Source organism: Flavobacterium ammoniigenes (assembly GCF_020886055.1).
Taxonomy (GTDB): Bacteria; Bacteroidota; Bacteroidia; order Flavobacteriales; family Flavobacteriaceae; genus Flavobacterium; species Flavobacterium ammoniigenes.
This window is the reverse complement of sequence record NZ_AP025184.1, coordinates 673,813-689,458: the sequence shown is the minus strand read 5'-3', so window position 1 is coordinate 689,458 and position 15,646 is coordinate 673,813. Positions and strand designations below refer to the sequence as shown.

General features: G+C 36.8%; 17 protein-coding genes and 1 tRNA gene. 6 read left to right on the top strand and 12 right to left on the bottom strand.

Annotation, left to right across the window (positions count from 1 at the left end):
* Positions 1-4 precede the first annotated feature (4 nt).
* The 5 genes from LPC21_RS03080 to LPC21_RS03060 form a co-directional block, all read right to left on the bottom strand.
* Positions 5-397, bottom strand: a complete 393-nt coding sequence (locus tag LPC21_RS03080; RefSeq protein WP_229318044.1) for a putative quinol monooxygenase — start codon at positions 395-397, stop codon at positions 5-7.
* Between the two features lie 81 nt (positions 398-478).
* Positions 479-757: a hypothetical protein gene (locus tag LPC21_RS03075; RefSeq protein ID WP_229318043.1), complete on the bottom strand. Its 279-nt coding sequence runs from the start codon at positions 755-757 to the stop codon at positions 479-481.
* Between the two features lie 20 nt (positions 758-777).
* The gene (locus LPC21_RS03070) at positions 778-981 is read right to left on the bottom strand and encodes a helix-turn-helix domain-containing protein (protein WP_229318042.1); all 204 of its coding nucleotides are present in this window, start codon (positions 979-981) and stop codon (positions 778-780) included.
* Between the two features lie 3 nt (positions 982-984).
* Positions 985-1,473, bottom strand: a complete 489-nt coding sequence (locus LPC21_RS03065) for a DUF2975 domain-containing protein (RefSeq protein ID WP_229318041.1) — start codon at positions 1,471-1,473, stop codon at positions 985-987.
* 208 nt (positions 1,474-1,681) lie between these two features.
* The gene (locus tag LPC21_RS03060) at positions 1,682-2,164 is read right to left on the bottom strand and encodes a cupin domain-containing protein (RefSeq protein ID WP_229318040.1); all 483 of its coding nucleotides are present in this window, start codon (positions 2,162-2,164) and stop codon (positions 1,682-1,684) included.
* Between the two features lie 348 nt (positions 2,165-2,512).
* Here LPC21_RS03060 and LPC21_RS03055 point away from each other — a divergent pair, with 348 nt between their 5' ends.
* Positions 2,513-3,271 (top strand): DJ-1/PfpI family protein, encoded by a 759-nt coding sequence (locus LPC21_RS03055; protein ID WP_229318039.1) that lies wholly within the window; start codon positions 2,513-2,515, stop codon positions 3,269-3,271.
* A 164-nt stretch (positions 3,272-3,435) separates the two neighbouring features.
* Here the strand turns inward: LPC21_RS03055 and LPC21_RS03050 are convergent, their stop codons facing one another.
* The 3 genes from LPC21_RS03050 to rseP form a co-directional block, all read right to left on the bottom strand.
* Positions 3,436-3,834, bottom strand: a complete 399-nt coding sequence (locus LPC21_RS03050; protein WP_229318038.1) for a hypothetical protein — start codon at positions 3,832-3,834, stop codon at positions 3,436-3,438.
* 251 nt (positions 3,835-4,085) lie between these two features.
* Positions 4,086-4,159: transfer RNA gene (locus tag LPC21_RS03045), tRNA-Asn, on the bottom strand.
* 84 nt (positions 4,160-4,243) lie between these two features.
* Entirely contained in the window at positions 4,244-5,587 is a 1,344-nt protein-coding gene (rseP, locus tag LPC21_RS03040; protein WP_229318037.1) for an RIP metalloprotease RseP, read from the bottom strand.
* 236 nt (positions 5,588-5,823) lie between these two features.
* Here rseP and LPC21_RS03035 point away from each other — a divergent pair, with 236 nt between their 5' ends.
* The 5 genes from LPC21_RS03035 (at position 5,824) to hflX (ending at position 13,830) form a co-directional block, all read left to right on the top strand.
* Entirely contained in the window at positions 5,824-6,867 is a 1,044-nt protein-coding gene (locus tag LPC21_RS03035) for a Gfo/Idh/MocA family protein (RefSeq protein ID WP_229318036.1), read from the top strand.
* A 136-nt stretch (positions 6,868-7,003) separates the two neighbouring features.
* Positions 7,004-8,218 (top strand): MFS transporter, encoded by a 1,215-nt coding sequence (locus tag LPC21_RS03030; RefSeq protein WP_420828064.1) that lies wholly within the window; start codon positions 7,004-7,006, stop codon positions 8,216-8,218.
* Positions 8,219-8,361: 143 nt separating this feature from the next.
* Positions 8,362-11,199 carry a carboxypeptidase-like regulatory domain-containing protein gene (locus tag LPC21_RS03025; RefSeq protein WP_229318034.1) on the top strand — a complete coding sequence of 946 codons (2,838 nt, stop codon included), beginning with the start codon at positions 8,362-8,364 and terminating at the stop codon, positions 11,197-11,199.
* Positions 11,200-11,212: 13 nt separating this feature from the next.
* Positions 11,213-12,568, top strand: a complete 1,356-nt coding sequence (locus LPC21_RS03020) for a DUF5689 domain-containing protein (RefSeq protein WP_229318033.1) — start codon at positions 11,213-11,215, stop codon at positions 12,566-12,568.
* Between the two features lie 35 nt (positions 12,569-12,603).
* Positions 12,604-13,830, top strand: coding sequence for a GTPase HflX (gene hflX, locus LPC21_RS03015; RefSeq protein ID WP_229318032.1), 1,227 nt, complete (start codon positions 12,604-12,606; stop codon positions 13,828-13,830).
* Between the two features lie 52 nt (positions 13,831-13,882).
* Here the strand turns inward: hflX and LPC21_RS03010 are convergent, their stop codons facing one another.
* From LPC21_RS03010 to LPC21_RS02995, 4 genes are read right to left on the bottom strand one after another with little or no spacing between them, the layout of a single operon-like run.
* Positions 13,883-14,389, bottom strand: coding sequence for a DUF2480 family protein (locus tag LPC21_RS03010; RefSeq protein ID WP_229318031.1), 507 nt, complete (start codon positions 14,387-14,389; stop codon positions 13,883-13,885).
* 59 nt (positions 14,390-14,448) lie between these two features.
* Positions 14,449-14,772 carry an SUF system Fe-S cluster assembly protein gene (locus LPC21_RS03005; protein ID WP_229318030.1) on the bottom strand — a complete coding sequence of 108 codons (324 nt, stop codon included), beginning with the start codon at positions 14,770-14,772 and terminating at the stop codon, positions 14,449-14,451.
* Between the two features lie 5 nt (positions 14,773-14,777).
* The gene (locus tag LPC21_RS03000; RefSeq protein ID WP_229318029.1) at positions 14,778-15,197 is read right to left on the bottom strand and encodes a SufE family protein; all 420 of its coding nucleotides are present in this window, start codon (positions 15,195-15,197) and stop codon (positions 14,778-14,780) included.
* Positions 15,198-15,212: 15 nt separating this feature from the next.
* Positions 15,213-15,635 carry a hypothetical protein gene (locus LPC21_RS02995; protein ID WP_229318028.1) on the bottom strand — a complete coding sequence of 141 codons (423 nt, stop codon included), beginning with the start codon at positions 15,633-15,635 and terminating at the stop codon, positions 15,213-15,215.
* Between the last annotated feature and the right edge of the window lie 11 nt (positions 15,636-15,646).

Genomic DNA, 15,646 nt, shown 5'->3' with positions numbered 1-15,646 from the left:
TAAATTAGTATTCTTTTTGGTGTACCCTTGCTAGTAAATCAGTATCGATTAATTCTAAAGAAGTCACCATGTTTTTCACCGTTTCCTTGTATTTTTTGAAATGAGGGGTTGCAATATGTGATTGATAGGCTTCCTGATTGGCGTAGGCTTCAAAAATCGTAATCGCGCTAGGGTCTTTTTTATCGGCTACTACAGTATAAGACAAAACTCCTGGTTCTAATTGAATGGCGGTGTTCATCTGTTCTTGAAGTGCTAATTTGTAATTTTCTAACTGACTGCTGTCAACTTTAATTTTTGCAATTCTATGCATATAGTTGGAATTCTGTGCTTTTGATTCAAGGGTATTTAGCATTACCATTCCTAGTAATACGGCCCATTGTAAAGTATACTTTATCATACTAATATAAAAACGTATTTGACTTCATAAATGTATTCGTTTTTTTAACTTTCAATAAGTTAAATTGTAAATCGATTTGTGCTAACTACCCGCAAATGGTGTTTCAAAAACACCAACTGCTAATTCAGCCCAAACTAATAAAAATAGAATTAAAATTATTCCAATTATTAGTATACGATACATTCTTTTTGGGGTTGTTTTTAGGACCAACTTAATACCAAAACTCATAACAAGAATTAGGATCCCCATAATAATGAAATCAAAAAAACTCCAATTCACTTCGTTTGAAAATAACATGCCAATTAAAGGTATCAACAATAACAACAAGGGTGAAAAAACAGCCCATTTTTTATTTATCATAATATCTAATTTTGATTAGTTTATTTCTTAAATTCTAATATATCGGAAGGTTGACAATCTAAGACGTCACATAAAGCGGCTAGGGTTGAAAAACGGACTGCTTTTGCTTTACCCGTCTTTAATATGGAAAGGTTTGACAAGGATATTCCTACCTTTTCAGATAATTCATTTAATGACATTTTCCTTCGCGCCATTACTACATCCAGATTCACTATAATTTCCATAATTTATATGGTTAACTCATTTTCGGATTTATATCCAATCGCATTGATTAAAAGTTTCTGTAAGATATAGGTAAACACTCCAACAGAAAATGAGCCTAAAAGTAAAATAATATCAATTAGGACAACCCCCGGAGCATCATCTCGCTGTGCAATAGTAAAGATAAATGGCGAACCTATCAAATAAAGTAAGCTTATAAGAAATGAACAGACTTTTATTATTCGTAATGAATTAACTGACGATTCCGATAAAGATAAATTGTTATCAATATTATTTAATAAAAGAAACGCTTGATAAAAAACATATAACAGGGGAATGGTTGAAAGAACAACGCCAATCAAAATTGGTCGATAATAACCTAAAGAGTCTGATTGGGTAATTTGATAAAGTAAGAATCCACAGAAAACCAAGACTCCAATACTAAAAACCAAGAGAACTAACCTTAAGAATAAGGTTGAACTCTTTTCAAATGACTTAAAATTTTGAGTGTTCATTATTGTTTTCGTTTAAATTTAGTGACAAAAATAATATATTTATTGATAAACAACAAATATTAAATGAAAAACAATCGATTCTAGTTCAAGTGTATTGGTTTCAATATAAAACGGTTTCACCTAAACATAATATCTCCTTTTCAACGAAAGATGCAGTAACAATAATAGGAATAAATATGTAACTATAAATAAATAGAAGAGTTGAAGTTTATTTTTTATCTGCTTTTAATTGCTTAGCGACATTGTCATAATACTCTTGAGTTAGTTTATCAGTCCAAACTGTTGGCTTTGAACCATCATACAAGGCCAGATAAGTAATTAAACTTTCTTTACTTGCAGTATGCCAATGTTCTACATCTTTAGAACATCTTACAATGTCTCCTTTTTTAATCAGAATTGGTTCTTGACCCTTTTCTTGATAATAACCTTCTCCATCAATAATTATAAGCACTTGAGGAGTAGCGTGTTTATGCCAATCAAGTGTAGAGTTTTTTCTGAAAGTAGCTTTAGTAATGTTATAATTCAATTCGCTATCGCCTTGAAGAACATTACTTAACCAGGCTTCCCCAATATAATGCGTGTTGGGTGCTAAAGGACCTTCTTGTAAAAAAGAGGTTATCGCGTATGGGGCGTTTTGTGTGTAGGCAAAAAACGGAGCAAAAAATAGTGCTAAGAAGATGATTTTTTTCATTCTGTGAATGTTACGTTTAGTTGTATTAAAAATTAAAAATAGTCAAAACTATTTACTAATAGAGATAATAACCTATTTTTTCGTAAGAGTATTGTTATGCTTACTCTCTTGGAGAAACATATCTCAAACTTTGTATGTTGTTAGAAAAAGATAAATAGTGTCAATTGACACCTTTTAAAATTATTAAATCTTGCTCAAAGAAAAAGGGTTTCAAGAAATAAATCTTGAAACCCTTATTTTTGTTGCTCCCCTTTTCGACGAAAGATGCAACTATAATGCGATGATTGAATTCATAACTATCAGGAAACTAAAGGGTTGAACTTCGTGTAATTTTGCAGGAAGTAGTGCTTGAATCAAGACTTCAAAAATTTTAGTATTTTTGACTTTTATAAAGATGTTAAAATGAATATTGTCATCTATCTATATAATGGACTCACAGTTTTAGATGCTGTAGGACCCTACGAAGTATTGAGCAGACTTCCAGATGCAAACGTGAGATTTGTTGCTAGAGAAAAGGGTTTGATAGTTTCTGATACTCACTTTTTAAAACTTGTTGCAGAATATGATATTTCAGAAATTCAGTCTGCTGATATTTTGGTAATCCCTGGCTCTGTTATCGGTTTTATTAGAGAATCAAAAGACGCATCTGTGTTGAATTGGATACAACAAATTCACCAAACAACAACTTGGACCACATCTGTATGTTCTGGGTCTGTTATTTTAGCGGCTGCCGGTATTCTAAAAGGGAAAAAGGCAACAAGTCATTGGGGAACCTTGGCAATGTTAAGTGATTACGGAGCAATCCCTACAAGTGAAAGATATATTCAAGAGGGTAAAATAATTACCGCACAAGGTGTTTCTGCGGGGATTGATATGGCATTGTTTTTAGTTAGTCAAATAGTTGGCGTTGAAAAAGCAAAAGCGTATCAACTATTTATAGAGTATGACCCAAATCCACCTTTTGACGCTGGAACAATAAGTAAAGCAGATGACGCAACCATTAGTTTGGCAAAAAAAATGCTCGGCAAAGAAGCTCAAAAGGATTTAAGTCTTTTAGACGCCTTGAAAAATCTGACCTCCTTATGGAAACTGAAAAAGGGAGTCTGAACATCAAAAGATGCAGCACACCTAACTCTCTAATAGACAACAAAAAAGCCATCACTTCTGTCGCCTTGTGCACTCTTGCTCCCCTTTTTGACAGAAGCTGCAGCTATAATGCGATGATTGAGTATGTGACTATTAGGAAATTGAAGGGTTAAATTTAAAATCGATTAATTTTTAGATAATCCTATTTTCTTTCCCCAATGTCTTAAAGTCAAATCTATCGAAATTCCGAGCATTGTAAAATCTTTCGCTATTGAAAATGAAAAATCATTGATTAAAAAAGATAGTGTTGTCAAAAATATTAAACAGGATAAAAGAGCGCCATACTTTTCCTTAACAATAAGAAGTATAAAAACGATTAATTCAAAATACCCTAAAAAATAATTTGGACCCATTGGCCCCAATTTAGTTAGCCAAGAAGTCAATATATTAGTTTCTACCATTTTAAAAATTCCTTCAGGCACACCTTCCCAGACAAAAATTTTCTCCATCCAACCAAATCCTAAAATGATTAAAAGACCTAGTTTGCTGAAATTAATTTTATTTAAATATTGATTGATTATCATAATTGATTCAGTTTTCTTCGTTAAATTATTTTTTAAGTTCAATCGCAAAGGTAAGGTTTCAGTGAGTAACTATTGATGTTTTAGAAAAAAGGTAGTGGATTGTTGTATAATTAAAGTTATCTCCATTTTTTGGTTATTGTAAAACGATAAAAGTGTCAATTGACACCTTCTAAAATTATAAAACCTTGCTCAAATCTTGCGCATAGAAAAAGGGTTCCAAGAAATGAATCTTGAAACCCTTATCATTGTTGCTCCCCCTCTTGGGCTCGAACCAAGGACCCTCTGATTAACAGTCAGATGCTCTAACCAACTGAGCTAAGGAGGAAAGTGTATTTCACTTTTAAAGCGGTGCAAATATAGGGCTAAAATTGTTTTTCGCAAATAATTAGCCGTAAATTTTAAAAAAAATTTACTTGCCTACAATTGCCTTATAAATATCATTTCCATTAGCAAATAGCAACAAACTGATAAGTAAAACAAAACCAACCATTTGTGCATTTTCTAAGAATTTTTCACTTGGTTTTTTACCACTAATGATTTCAAACAGTAAGAATACCACATGCCCACCGTCTAGTGCAGGAATAGGCAATAAGTTCATTACCCCCAACATAATCGATAACAAAGCCGTAATGTTCCAAAACACTTCCCAGCTCCAAGTGCTTGGGAAAATATTAAATATTGCGGCAAAGCCTCCCACTTGTTTGTAGGCTTTGGTTTCTGGATTGAAAATCATCTTCAATTGCTTGCCATAACCTACTAATTGATCGGCTCCTTTTTGAATACCAACTGGGAACGATTCAAAGAAACCAAACTCTTGTTTGCTCACTTTATAATAGCCTAGTTGTTCTAAGGATTCTAAATCCAAACCGCCTAATTGAACTCCTAATTTACCATCAGCATCAACCTGAACTGGCACTTGAATGTCTTTTCCATTTCTCAAAACGCCTGCAACAATCAGCTTGTTTTTGTTTTTTTCCAAAATGGTTTTGGCTTGGTCTAAGTATTTGGCTGGCTCTTCATTCAAACGCAACACAATGTCTTTGGGTTGTAAAGCGGTGTTTTTAGATCCCTCTGAAACAGCCCCAACTACAAACGGCATACGAATCGTTGCCAAAGCACCTTTTTCGATTTTAGACAATTGATCTACAAAATCCACCGGCATCGTAATGGTTTGTCGGTTTCCGTTTCTTTCAATCAACACCTGTTTTGCCATGACGATTTTGGAGTTCATTTGGTTGTCAAATTTCACTACTTTTTCACCATCAATCGCGATAATTTTATCTCCTGTTTGAAATCCCGCTTTTTGCATCACTGGGTTCTCAATTAACAATCCGTCTTTCAAATCCTCAGTAGCCACAAACATTTCGCCATAAGCAAAAGCCATCCCGATATAAATGATAAAGGCCAAAATAAAATTCACCGTTACCCCGCCTAACATAATAATCAAACGTTGCCAAGCTGGTTTTGAACGAAACTCCCAAGGCTGAGGTGGCAAAGCCATTTGTTCCTTGTCCATACTTTCGTCAATCATACCCGAAATTTTTACATAACCACCCAAAGGCAACCACCCAATTCCGTATTCAGTTTCGCCAATTTTTTTCTTTAAAAGGGAATATTTAACATCAAAAAACAAGTAGAATTTCTCTACTCTTGTTTTGAATAATTTAGCTGGGATAAAATGTCCTAATTCGTGTAAAATAATTAGTAATGATAAACTCATTAAAAATTGTGAAAGCTTGATAACTATATCCATGATGTGGGTTTAATTCTAATTTTGATGCACAAAAATAGGGTTTTCTTTTCTATTTCAAATACTTTAAAAAGCCATAGGCTGCTAAAAGTTTGTTAATTCAATTAACTAAGTTCTATTTTCGAATCACGAATCACGATTTTCGAATCACGAATCACGAATCTCAAAATCTTCTTCATTTTACCCCTTAGCGGCGGAAAAAAAACTTTACTTTGCATTTGCATTCAAAACAACAAATCATGCAAAAAATCAAAACCGCCCTACTCTCTTATGGCATGTCTGGCAAAGTCTTTCACGCACCTTTTTTGAATCTGCATCCAGGATTTGAATTACAAGGCTCTTGGGAAAGAAGCAAAAAATTGATTCAATTGGATTATCCAGAAGTGACGAGCTATCCTAGTTTAGAGTCGGTTTTAGAATCGGATGCCGAATTAATCGTGGTGAATACGCCTGTTGGAACCCATTTTGACTATGCTAAACAAGTATTGCTGGCCGGCAAACATGCTTTGGTCGAAAAAGCCTTTACCACCACTGTTGCCGAAGCGCAGGAATTGACTGCTTTGGCTAAAGCCAAAGGGTTAAAACTAGCCGTGTTTCAAAACAGACGTTGGGATAGTGATTTCAAAACCGTTCAAAAAATAGTGAATGAAAAACTCTTGGGCGACATTGTTGAAGCCGAGTTTCATTTTGATCGCTTCAATCCTATTTTAAGTCCAAAAATTCACAAAGAAACCGCCAATGCTGGCGCTGGAATACTAAAAGATTTAGGTCCGCATTTGATCGATCAAGCCTTGTGTTTGTTTGGGATGCCCAAAAGCGTTTTTGCTGATATTCGCATCACGCGAGAAAATTCCATCGTTGACGATTACATTGATATCTTATTGTATTATTCTGATAAAAGAGTGCGTTTGAAAGCGGGGTTTTTTGTGCGCGAAGCCAATCCGTCTTTTGTCCTTCATGGCAAAAAAGGGTCTTTCTTAAAACCCCGTGGCGATGTACAAGAAGACGAATTAAAACTCGAAAAAAAACCCAACTTAACCACTTGGGGAACCGAACCCAAAGAAAAAGAAGGTCTATTGCATACGGAGGTAAACGGCTCTATTTTCCGCGAAAAAATCCCAACGCTGCAAGGCAATTATTACGATTATTTTGACGGGGTATATCATTCGATAGTAGAAAACAAACCCGAACCGGTAACCGCTCAAGAAGGGACTCATGTGATGCAAATTATTGAGGCTGCACTTGAAAGCAATGCCCAACAAAAAGTGATTGCGATAGACTAAATATTCAAATTCTGAATGGGTGTTCAAAAACCACTACTTATAAACAAATAACGTTGTAATTCTGCGTCATTTCAAATTTATCGCTATGGAATCCGGGGTTTTTGTATTTTTGACACAATGAAACCCTAAAAACACCATTTTGATAGATTTAAACTTTTTAGGCCGATTCAAAGGCAAAGGGAAATACAAAAAAAGCTACCGCGAAGCCAAAGCGTCGTACTTAAATAGAATCCGATTAGGTGTGGGTTCCTTTTATTTCGGAATGGGTTTGTGTTTTGCCTCTTGGGCCAGCCGAATTCCAGACATCAAAACTACTTTACATCTTAGCGAAGCGACTTTGGGTTCTATCCTATTTGCAGTACCTGTAGGTCAATTGGTAATGATGCCCGTTTCTGGAAAATTAGTTACTCGTTTTGGAAGTCATCGCACCCTCCTTTTTGCTATTATCATGTATGCCATCAGCTTAACCAACTTAGGTTTGGCTTCCAATCCTTGGACCCTAGCCTTAGGCTTGTTCTTTTTTGGTGTTTTTGGCAACTTATCCAATATTTCGGTAAACACCCAAGGTGTTTATACCGAAGGCTTGTTCAAGAGAACCATCATGTCGTCTTTTCACGGAATGTGGAGTTTGGCCGGTTTCACAGGTGCCTTTGTTGGACTCGGAATGTTGGCCTTACAACTAACCCCTTTTCAACACTTTGCTATTGTAGGCATTCTTGTTTTATCGTTGATTTCGTTCAATATCAAATACCTCATCAAAGCCGTTGAAAAACCGCAACCTAAAAAAGAGAAAGGATTCAGAAAACCCGACAAAATGTTGCTGTGGTTAGGCATCATCGGTTTCTGTTGCATGGCGAGCGAAGGGGTGATGTTCGACTGGAGCGGAGTGTATTTCAAAGACGTAGTCAAAGCACCGGGACCCTTGGTAATTTTAGGTTATACTTCCTTTATGATTATGATGGCCAGTGGTCGTTTTTTAGGCGATCGATTTATTTTAAAATTTGGTCGAAAAAAAGTGATGCAAATTAGTGGCGTAGTCATTTCTGCAGGTCTATTTACAGCCGTATTTTTTCCCTATATTGTTCCTTGCACCCTTGCGTTTATGTTTGTAGGATTGGGTGTTTCCACCATTATTCCTACGCTCTACAGTATTGCCGGCAAGCATCCTGAAATTCCTACAGGCGAAGCCTTAACTGCGGTTTCAAGCGTAAGTTTCTTAGGTTTTTTAATGGGTCCGCCAATTATTGGCTACATCGCCGAAGCTTTTGGATTGCAATTTTCTTTTGCTTTCATTGGGGTTTTTGGGGTGTTCATTTCGTTTATGGTCTCCAAAATCAAAACGGCAGAGTAAAAAATAAACGAATCCATATTTTTACTATTTTTAACTTCAAATTGGAAAGGATAAAACCGTTTCCTTTTTAAGTATTTGCTTTTCAAGACAGTAATGCCCTAATTGTTCTGAGAAGTTTAGTTTATATTTTAATCCCAAATCGAATGAAAAACTTCTGCCCCAAGCTGTTTTTTCTGATATGCCCTTGTTTGCTTTTTGCTCAAAAAGAAACGGTCATTTCTGGAAAAATTATTGATTCCAAATCACAAAATCCATTAGCCAGTGTTGTTGTGAGTATTCAAAATACGAATAGCCTGCAACTCTCCTCTCCCGATGGAAAATTCCAATTCAAATCAGATGTACAAGGAAAGCACTTTATCCTTTTTCATAATCAAGGATACAAAGACAAGCTAATTCCTATTCAAATTTTCAAAGAACAATTAATTGACTTAGGAACAATTCCTTTGGAGGAAGATACCGAAACCCTTGAACAAGCAGCCGTTATTTCAATCGTAGATACTGATTTGGACGAAGACAATGGTGGTTCCGAAAGCACTTCGGGTATGTTGCTCGCTTCTAAAGATGCGTTTCAACAAGCGGCCGCATTCAATTGGGGGCAAGCTCGTTTTCGAATACGAGGCCTTGACAGCCAATACGCAAAGCTGATGATTAACGGCCTTGTGATGAATAAAATATATGACGGCAGACCGCAATGGAGCGATTTTGGCGGGATCAACGACGTGTTGCGAAATCAAGAGATTGCCATTGGCACCAGCCCTTCCGATTATGCATTTGGAGGTGTTTTAGGCACGCAACATATAAGTACACAAGCCTCAACTTATCGAAAAGGGACTCGGATATCTTTGTCAGGAACCAACACCAACTACCAAGGAAGAGCTATGATTACCTATGCCTCGGAAATGAATGAAAAAGGCTGGGCATTGGTTTTCTCAGTAGGAAAGCGCTACGCTAAGGAAGGCTATTTTGACGGTGCAATGTATGATGCGAATTCGTTATTTGCCAGCGTCGAAAAAAAACTCACCAATCGAAATTCAATCAACTTCACGGTATTGTACACCCCAAATTCCCGCGGGAAAAATTCACCCAATACCGATGAGATAACAGCATTAACCTCTACAAAATACAATTCGTATTGGGGTTTTCAAAACGGAAAACAACGCAATTCTAGAATCAAAACTGTTGAAGAACCAGTCATAATGCTAAATGATTATTTGAAAATTAATGCTAACACCCAACTCAATCTAGGGGTCTTATATCAATTTGGAAAAATCGGCAACAGCAATCTTGATTACCAAAATGCCAATAGCCCCACTCCCTCTTATTATCGAAAAATGCCGAGTTATTTTAGTTCGTTATACGCCCAAGATAAGGGGGAGTTTTCGGGGGCTTTTACACCCGATTTGGCGAATGCCGAACTTAACAAAACGCAATTTTTAGCACAATCGCAAATCAATTGGGCGGCACTATATCAGGCAAATCAAAGTCCGATTGTAAATGACTATGGGAAAATTTTAGGTTATGAGCCCGCTCAAAGCAAGTACATTCTTTACGAAGACCGAACCGACGATCAAAACCTAGCTTTCAATGCGCTTTTGAATACAGAACTGACCGAAAATATTCGGCTTAATGTGGGTGGTTCTTTTAATAAAGTACACTCCCATAATTACCAAAACGTCTTGGATTTATTAGGTGGATTGTATTTTGAAGATCTCGATCTTTTTTACAAAGGCGATCAAGCACAATCGGATTTGAACCAACCAAATCGACGTGTAAAAGTAGGCGATGCCTACGGATATAATTTTAATACAAGGGCTGCTCGATTAGAAGGCTTTACCCAATTTCAATTTCGATACCAAAAAGTTGATTTTTACTTAGCTCAGGAATATGCGGCCACTTCCTATCAACGACAAGGGTTGTATAAAAACGGGATTTATCCAATCAATTCCTTTGGCAAAAGCCCCATAATTAGGTTTGAAAACTTTGGTTTTAAAAGTGGGCTCACTTGGAAATTATCCGGAAAACAATTATTGCTGTTCAATGGCTCCCATGCTTCTAAAGCCCCAAATTTGAGAGCTGTTTTTCCAAATTCCCGAATCAATAATACTATTGTTGACGGCATAGAAAGCGAAACCAATAGTAGTTTGGATATCAATTATGTTTATCGTTCGCCAAAGTTAAAAATGCGCCTCACCGGTTATTATAGTCAAATTAAAAAGGCAACAGAAAACTCCTTTTTTTATGCGGAAGGAATTTTTCAAAACGACACAGGTAACAACAGTACCAATGCGTTTGTAAGCCAAACACTAACCCATTTGGACAAAGTCAATTGGGGAGCCGAACTGAGTTGGGAATACCAAATAAACCCCACTTTAAAAACTACTTTGGCAGCGGGTTTTGGCGATTATCGTTACGCTAGTAATCCCAATGTAACTATTACTAACGATGCCAAAGCGTCTGCCGAAAACAGCCTGCCTGTTTTTGATTTTGGCACCGCAACACTCAAAAACTACCGTCAAGCAGGAACGCCTCAACAAGCCTATTCATTTGGATTGGAATACCGAAATCCAAAATATTGGTGGATAAGTACCAATATAAATTATTTAGCTAATCGCTATATCGACATCTCGCCTATCGCCAGGACTTCTGTATTTTTTACCAATCCAGCAAACGGATTGCCTTTTCCAGAAGCCACAAAGGAACGAGGACGAGAGTTGCTACGTCAAGAAGAATTGGACCCTGTTTTATTATTGAATTTGGTTGGAGGAAAATCGTGGCGGATATTCAAAAAGAACTTGAATTTGTTTTGTAGCATTAATAATCTTTTGAATACTTCTTTCAAAACTGGCGGTTTCGAACAGGCTCGTAATGCCAATTTTAGGCAACGAAATCAAGACGTTTCAAGCGGAACACCCAACTTTGGCAACAGCTATTTTTGTGGCTACGGAAGAACCTTTTTTGTAAGCCTGTCTATTAACTTATAAATCCCAAATAATCATGAAAATTCCTTTTACCAGCCTCTCGTTAAGTATATTTTTGACAGTGCTTTTCGCAAGTTGTGTTCAAGAGGAGCCGGCACTTCCTCCTTTAGAATGTAACCAGCCCTATTTGAAAACCAACCGAACGGTGGCCGAAGTCCGCGATGCGGCCGATGCGATTGTGACACAGTACAAATACGATGACATTATTGAGGCATATGTAGTATCGACAGACGAAAATGGCAACTTCTTCAAAACCATTTCGTTTCAAACTTTGGCAACAGCCGCGCAACCTGCTATTGGTTTTAGTGTTCCCGTAGACGTAAGCAACACCTACATTGATTACCGATTGGGTAGCAAAGTGTACATAAATCTCAAAGATCAATACACGGATATTTATTTTGGAGGGCTGCGAATTGGGACTATTTATGTCAATTCTTATAACGAAGGAGGAGTGGGTCGGCTTTCGCAAAATGCCTATAAAAAAGTATTGATTGCCTCTTGCACCCAACTGAGTGATCAGGTTTTAACCAAAAAAATTACTCTTAGTGAACTAATGAACGATTCTTATCTGAACACTCTAGTCGAAGTGGTAGATGTCCAATTTTCAGGAGAAGCAATGGGCAGACATTATTACGAAAGCAGCAATGATGTCGGTGGGGGCACCAACTGGAATTTAGAAGATAAATTGGGCAATAAAATGTATTTTAGAACTAGTAGTTTTGCAGATTTTTCGACCAAAGAAATTCCTATTGGCAGCGGAACGGTAAAGGGAATTTTGACAAAATACGGAACCGATTATCAATTAGTGGCTCGATCCGAAAAGGATGTCAATTTAAATAGTAAACGCAATTCCCCTTTTTTTAGAGAAAATTTTGAAACCGTTGAAAACAATATTAATATCAACTTAGCGGGTTGGGTAAATATAATTCAAGCAGGAAGTTTGTACTGGCAAGGCGCTGTTTTTTCAGGTAATGGTTGTGCCGAATATGCCATTAGCGGAACTAAAGTAGCTTCCAATATTGGCTGGTTAATCACTCCCAAAATTGATTTAGACGAATACAAGAACGAACTATTAACGTTCCGCGCAGCACAACACCACTTGGACGCCGATTCGCCGTTAAACGCCTTAGATGTCTTTATTTCGAACGATTTTGACGGAATTAATGTGGCAACTGCAACCTGGATTCCGCTCAATGCAAAATTGCCAACGCAAGCCACGCCTTGGTATCAATTTGTGGGTTCAGGCGGAATTGACTTGTCTTCGTTCACGGGGAAAGTCACTATTGGTTTTCGATATATAGGTTCGGGAAAAACGGTAACCCTTGACGGGGCTTTTCAAATTGACGATGTGCAGATTTATGGAGATAAGTAAAAGCAAATGATTAAATTTGTCGCTCATTCAAAGTTATGCTAGAAAAAGAAGTATTAAATTTCGAAAAAACCGCCATCGTTGGGATTGTTACTCAGAACCAATCCGAGGATAAATTAACGGAATATTTAGACGAATTAGAGTTTTTAACCTTTACCGCTGGAGGACAAGTGGTGAAGCGTTTTTGGCAAAAAATGGACAAGCCAAATCCAAAAACTTTTTTGGGTACCGGAAAAATAGACGAAATCAATTTGTATGTCAAAGAAAACGAAATTTCAACGGTAATATTTGACGACGAATTAACGCCGTCGCAACAAAAAAACATCTCAAGAATTATAGATTGTAAAATTCTAGACCGAACCAATTTAATCCTAGACATTTTTGCACAACGAGCCGAAACTTCTTATGCAAGAACCCAGGTAGAACTAGCACAATGTATCTATTTATTACCCCGCTTATCCGGACTTTGGACGCACTTAGAGCGTCAAAAAGGAGGTATCGGAATGCGTGGGCCTGGAGAAACCGAAATTGAAACGGACCGTCGTATTGTGCGTGATCGTATTTCCCTTTTGAAAGATAAAATCAAAACCATTGACAAACAAATGGGCATTCAACGAAGCAACCGTGGCGCCATGGTACGCGTGGCTTTGGTGGGTTATACCAATGTGGGGAAATCGACCTTGATGAATGCAGTGGGAAAAAGCGAAGTATTCGTGGAAAATAAATTGTTTGCCACCTTGGACACTACCGTTCGTAAAGTGGTGATTAAAAACCTGCCGTTCTTACTTTCAGACACCGTAGGGTTTATTCGAAAATTGCCAACGCAACTTGTAGATTCGTTCAAAAGTACACTGGATGAGGTACGCGAAGCCGATTTGTTATTGCATATTGTGGATATTTCGCACCCTGATTTTGAAGATCATATTGAAGCGGTCAACCAAATTTTACAGGACATCAAGGCCAATGATAAACCGGTGATTATGGTGTTCAATAAAATTGATTCCTACCAACATTTGACCATTGACGAAGATGATTTAATTACTGAGAAAACAACTCGCCATTATACATTAGACGAATGGAAATCGACTTGGATGAGCCGATTAGGAGAACAAAATGCCTTGTTTATTTCGGCTACTCAAAAAGAAAATTTTGAGGAATTTAGAGAGCGAGTGTACGAAGCAGTCCGACAAATACACATTACGCGTTTCCCTTACAACAAGTTCTTGTATCCTGATTACAAAGATGCTATCGAAAAAGAAGAATAAAAAAAAGCCCTTTTGAAAAATCAAAAGGGCTTTTTTATATATTTTTTACTCCTTATTTTTTAGCCTTATATAGTGGCACTGCCGAACAAGCTTCGCCAAACATTACGCTTTTAGAAACTTTGATCAATTTTTGAATTGCCAAAGTATACACTTGATTCGGAACAGCTTTTTTCGAACAGCCTTTTAAGATAACTGGTTTTTCAAAATAGTCCGTATAATCGAGTTTGTTTAAAATGTCTTGGTACCATTCAATAATGGCCAATTCTTTAGATCCATGAATAATTTTTAAAGCCAATGGGGCTAAATGAACCGCGACCAAAGCAAACGCCCAAGCCGGCAATATCGCATCAGTAGCGCAATACAATGCCACGTATTTGTCTTCGTACGGAGTCCAATCCATTGCTTTTAATTGGGCTCTAAAATCAGTTTCTCTTAAGAGAAATCCTTCGGCCAACCATTGCGAAACATCCAAGTCCACTACATGATCGTCTGGATAGTAATCTTCTAAATCGAAAACGACTAACGAACTTTGCGCGACCTTATTGATAATTTCTTCCATGCTGAATTTATTGTTTAGTCTTTAACTGAACACTAAAAACTGATTAATGAACACTTTTACTATAGCATTCCCAACTCTAATTTTGCTTCTTCGCTCATCAAATCTTTGCTCCATGGTGGATCAAAAGTAATCTCAACATCTGCCGATTTAACGTTTTCAATTGACTTCACTTTTTCTTCTACTTCCCTTGGTAAACTTTCGGCTACAGGACAGTTGGGAGAGGTTAAAGTCATCAAGATTTTTACTTCATAATCGGTATTCACCATAACGTCGTAAATCAATCCTAATTCGTAAATATCAACGGGAATTTCAGGATCGTAAATCGTTTTTAATTTTTTTACAATCGCTTCTCCTAATTCGTTAGTGTCTATTTCTTGTGTCATAATTGTTAGTTTTTTGATTGGAATGCCAAAGCATACATTTTAATATTTTTAATCATCGAAACTAGTCCGTTAGCGCGAGTAGGTGACAAATGTTCTTTTAATCCAATGGCATCTATAAAATCCATATCGGCTTCCAAGATATCGGCTGGTTTTTGATTCGAAAATACCCGAATCAAAATAGCAATAATTCCTTTGGTTAGAATCGCATCACTATCGGCTGTAAAAGCAACAGTATCTCCTTGTTGTTCGCCCTGCAACCATACTTTAGACTGGCAGCCTTTGATAATGTTGTCTTCGGTTTTAAATTCTTCTTTGATTAATGGGAGGTTTTTTCCCAATTCAATGATGTATTCGTACCGTTGCATCCAGTCGTCAAACATCGCGAATTCGTCAATTATCTCGTCTTGTATTTCTTTTATTGTCATATCCATTTTTGCTTTTTACTTTACAAAAGAAAGCATTTTATTCACTATTTTTTCAATTGCTACCGGTGGATAGCCGTGATCAAAACTTGGGGATTCAACTGTTTTCCCTTGTTTTGTTATTTTCAAATTAGCGAAAGCCGCACCGTCATACAATCGTTTATCGGTAGGTGCTTTCATTTGAGTAAGCGAATCCAAATTCAATTGTTCAATTGCTGTATTTATAGTAGTCCAATCTGCATAATTAATTTTATAACCTATTGGTTTTTCCTCTCTCCTTTTGGCTACAAAAACCATTTGTTTTTCTACTCGAATCATTTGGTAAAAACCTCTTGAATAAGCTTGGTATTCCAATTTAACCGAATGGTCTTCTGTCCTTTTTTGTCCTGCGCATGCCGCAAAAAACAAAAGGGTCAACAACAAAACGATCGTCTTTTTCATTTGTATGTCAA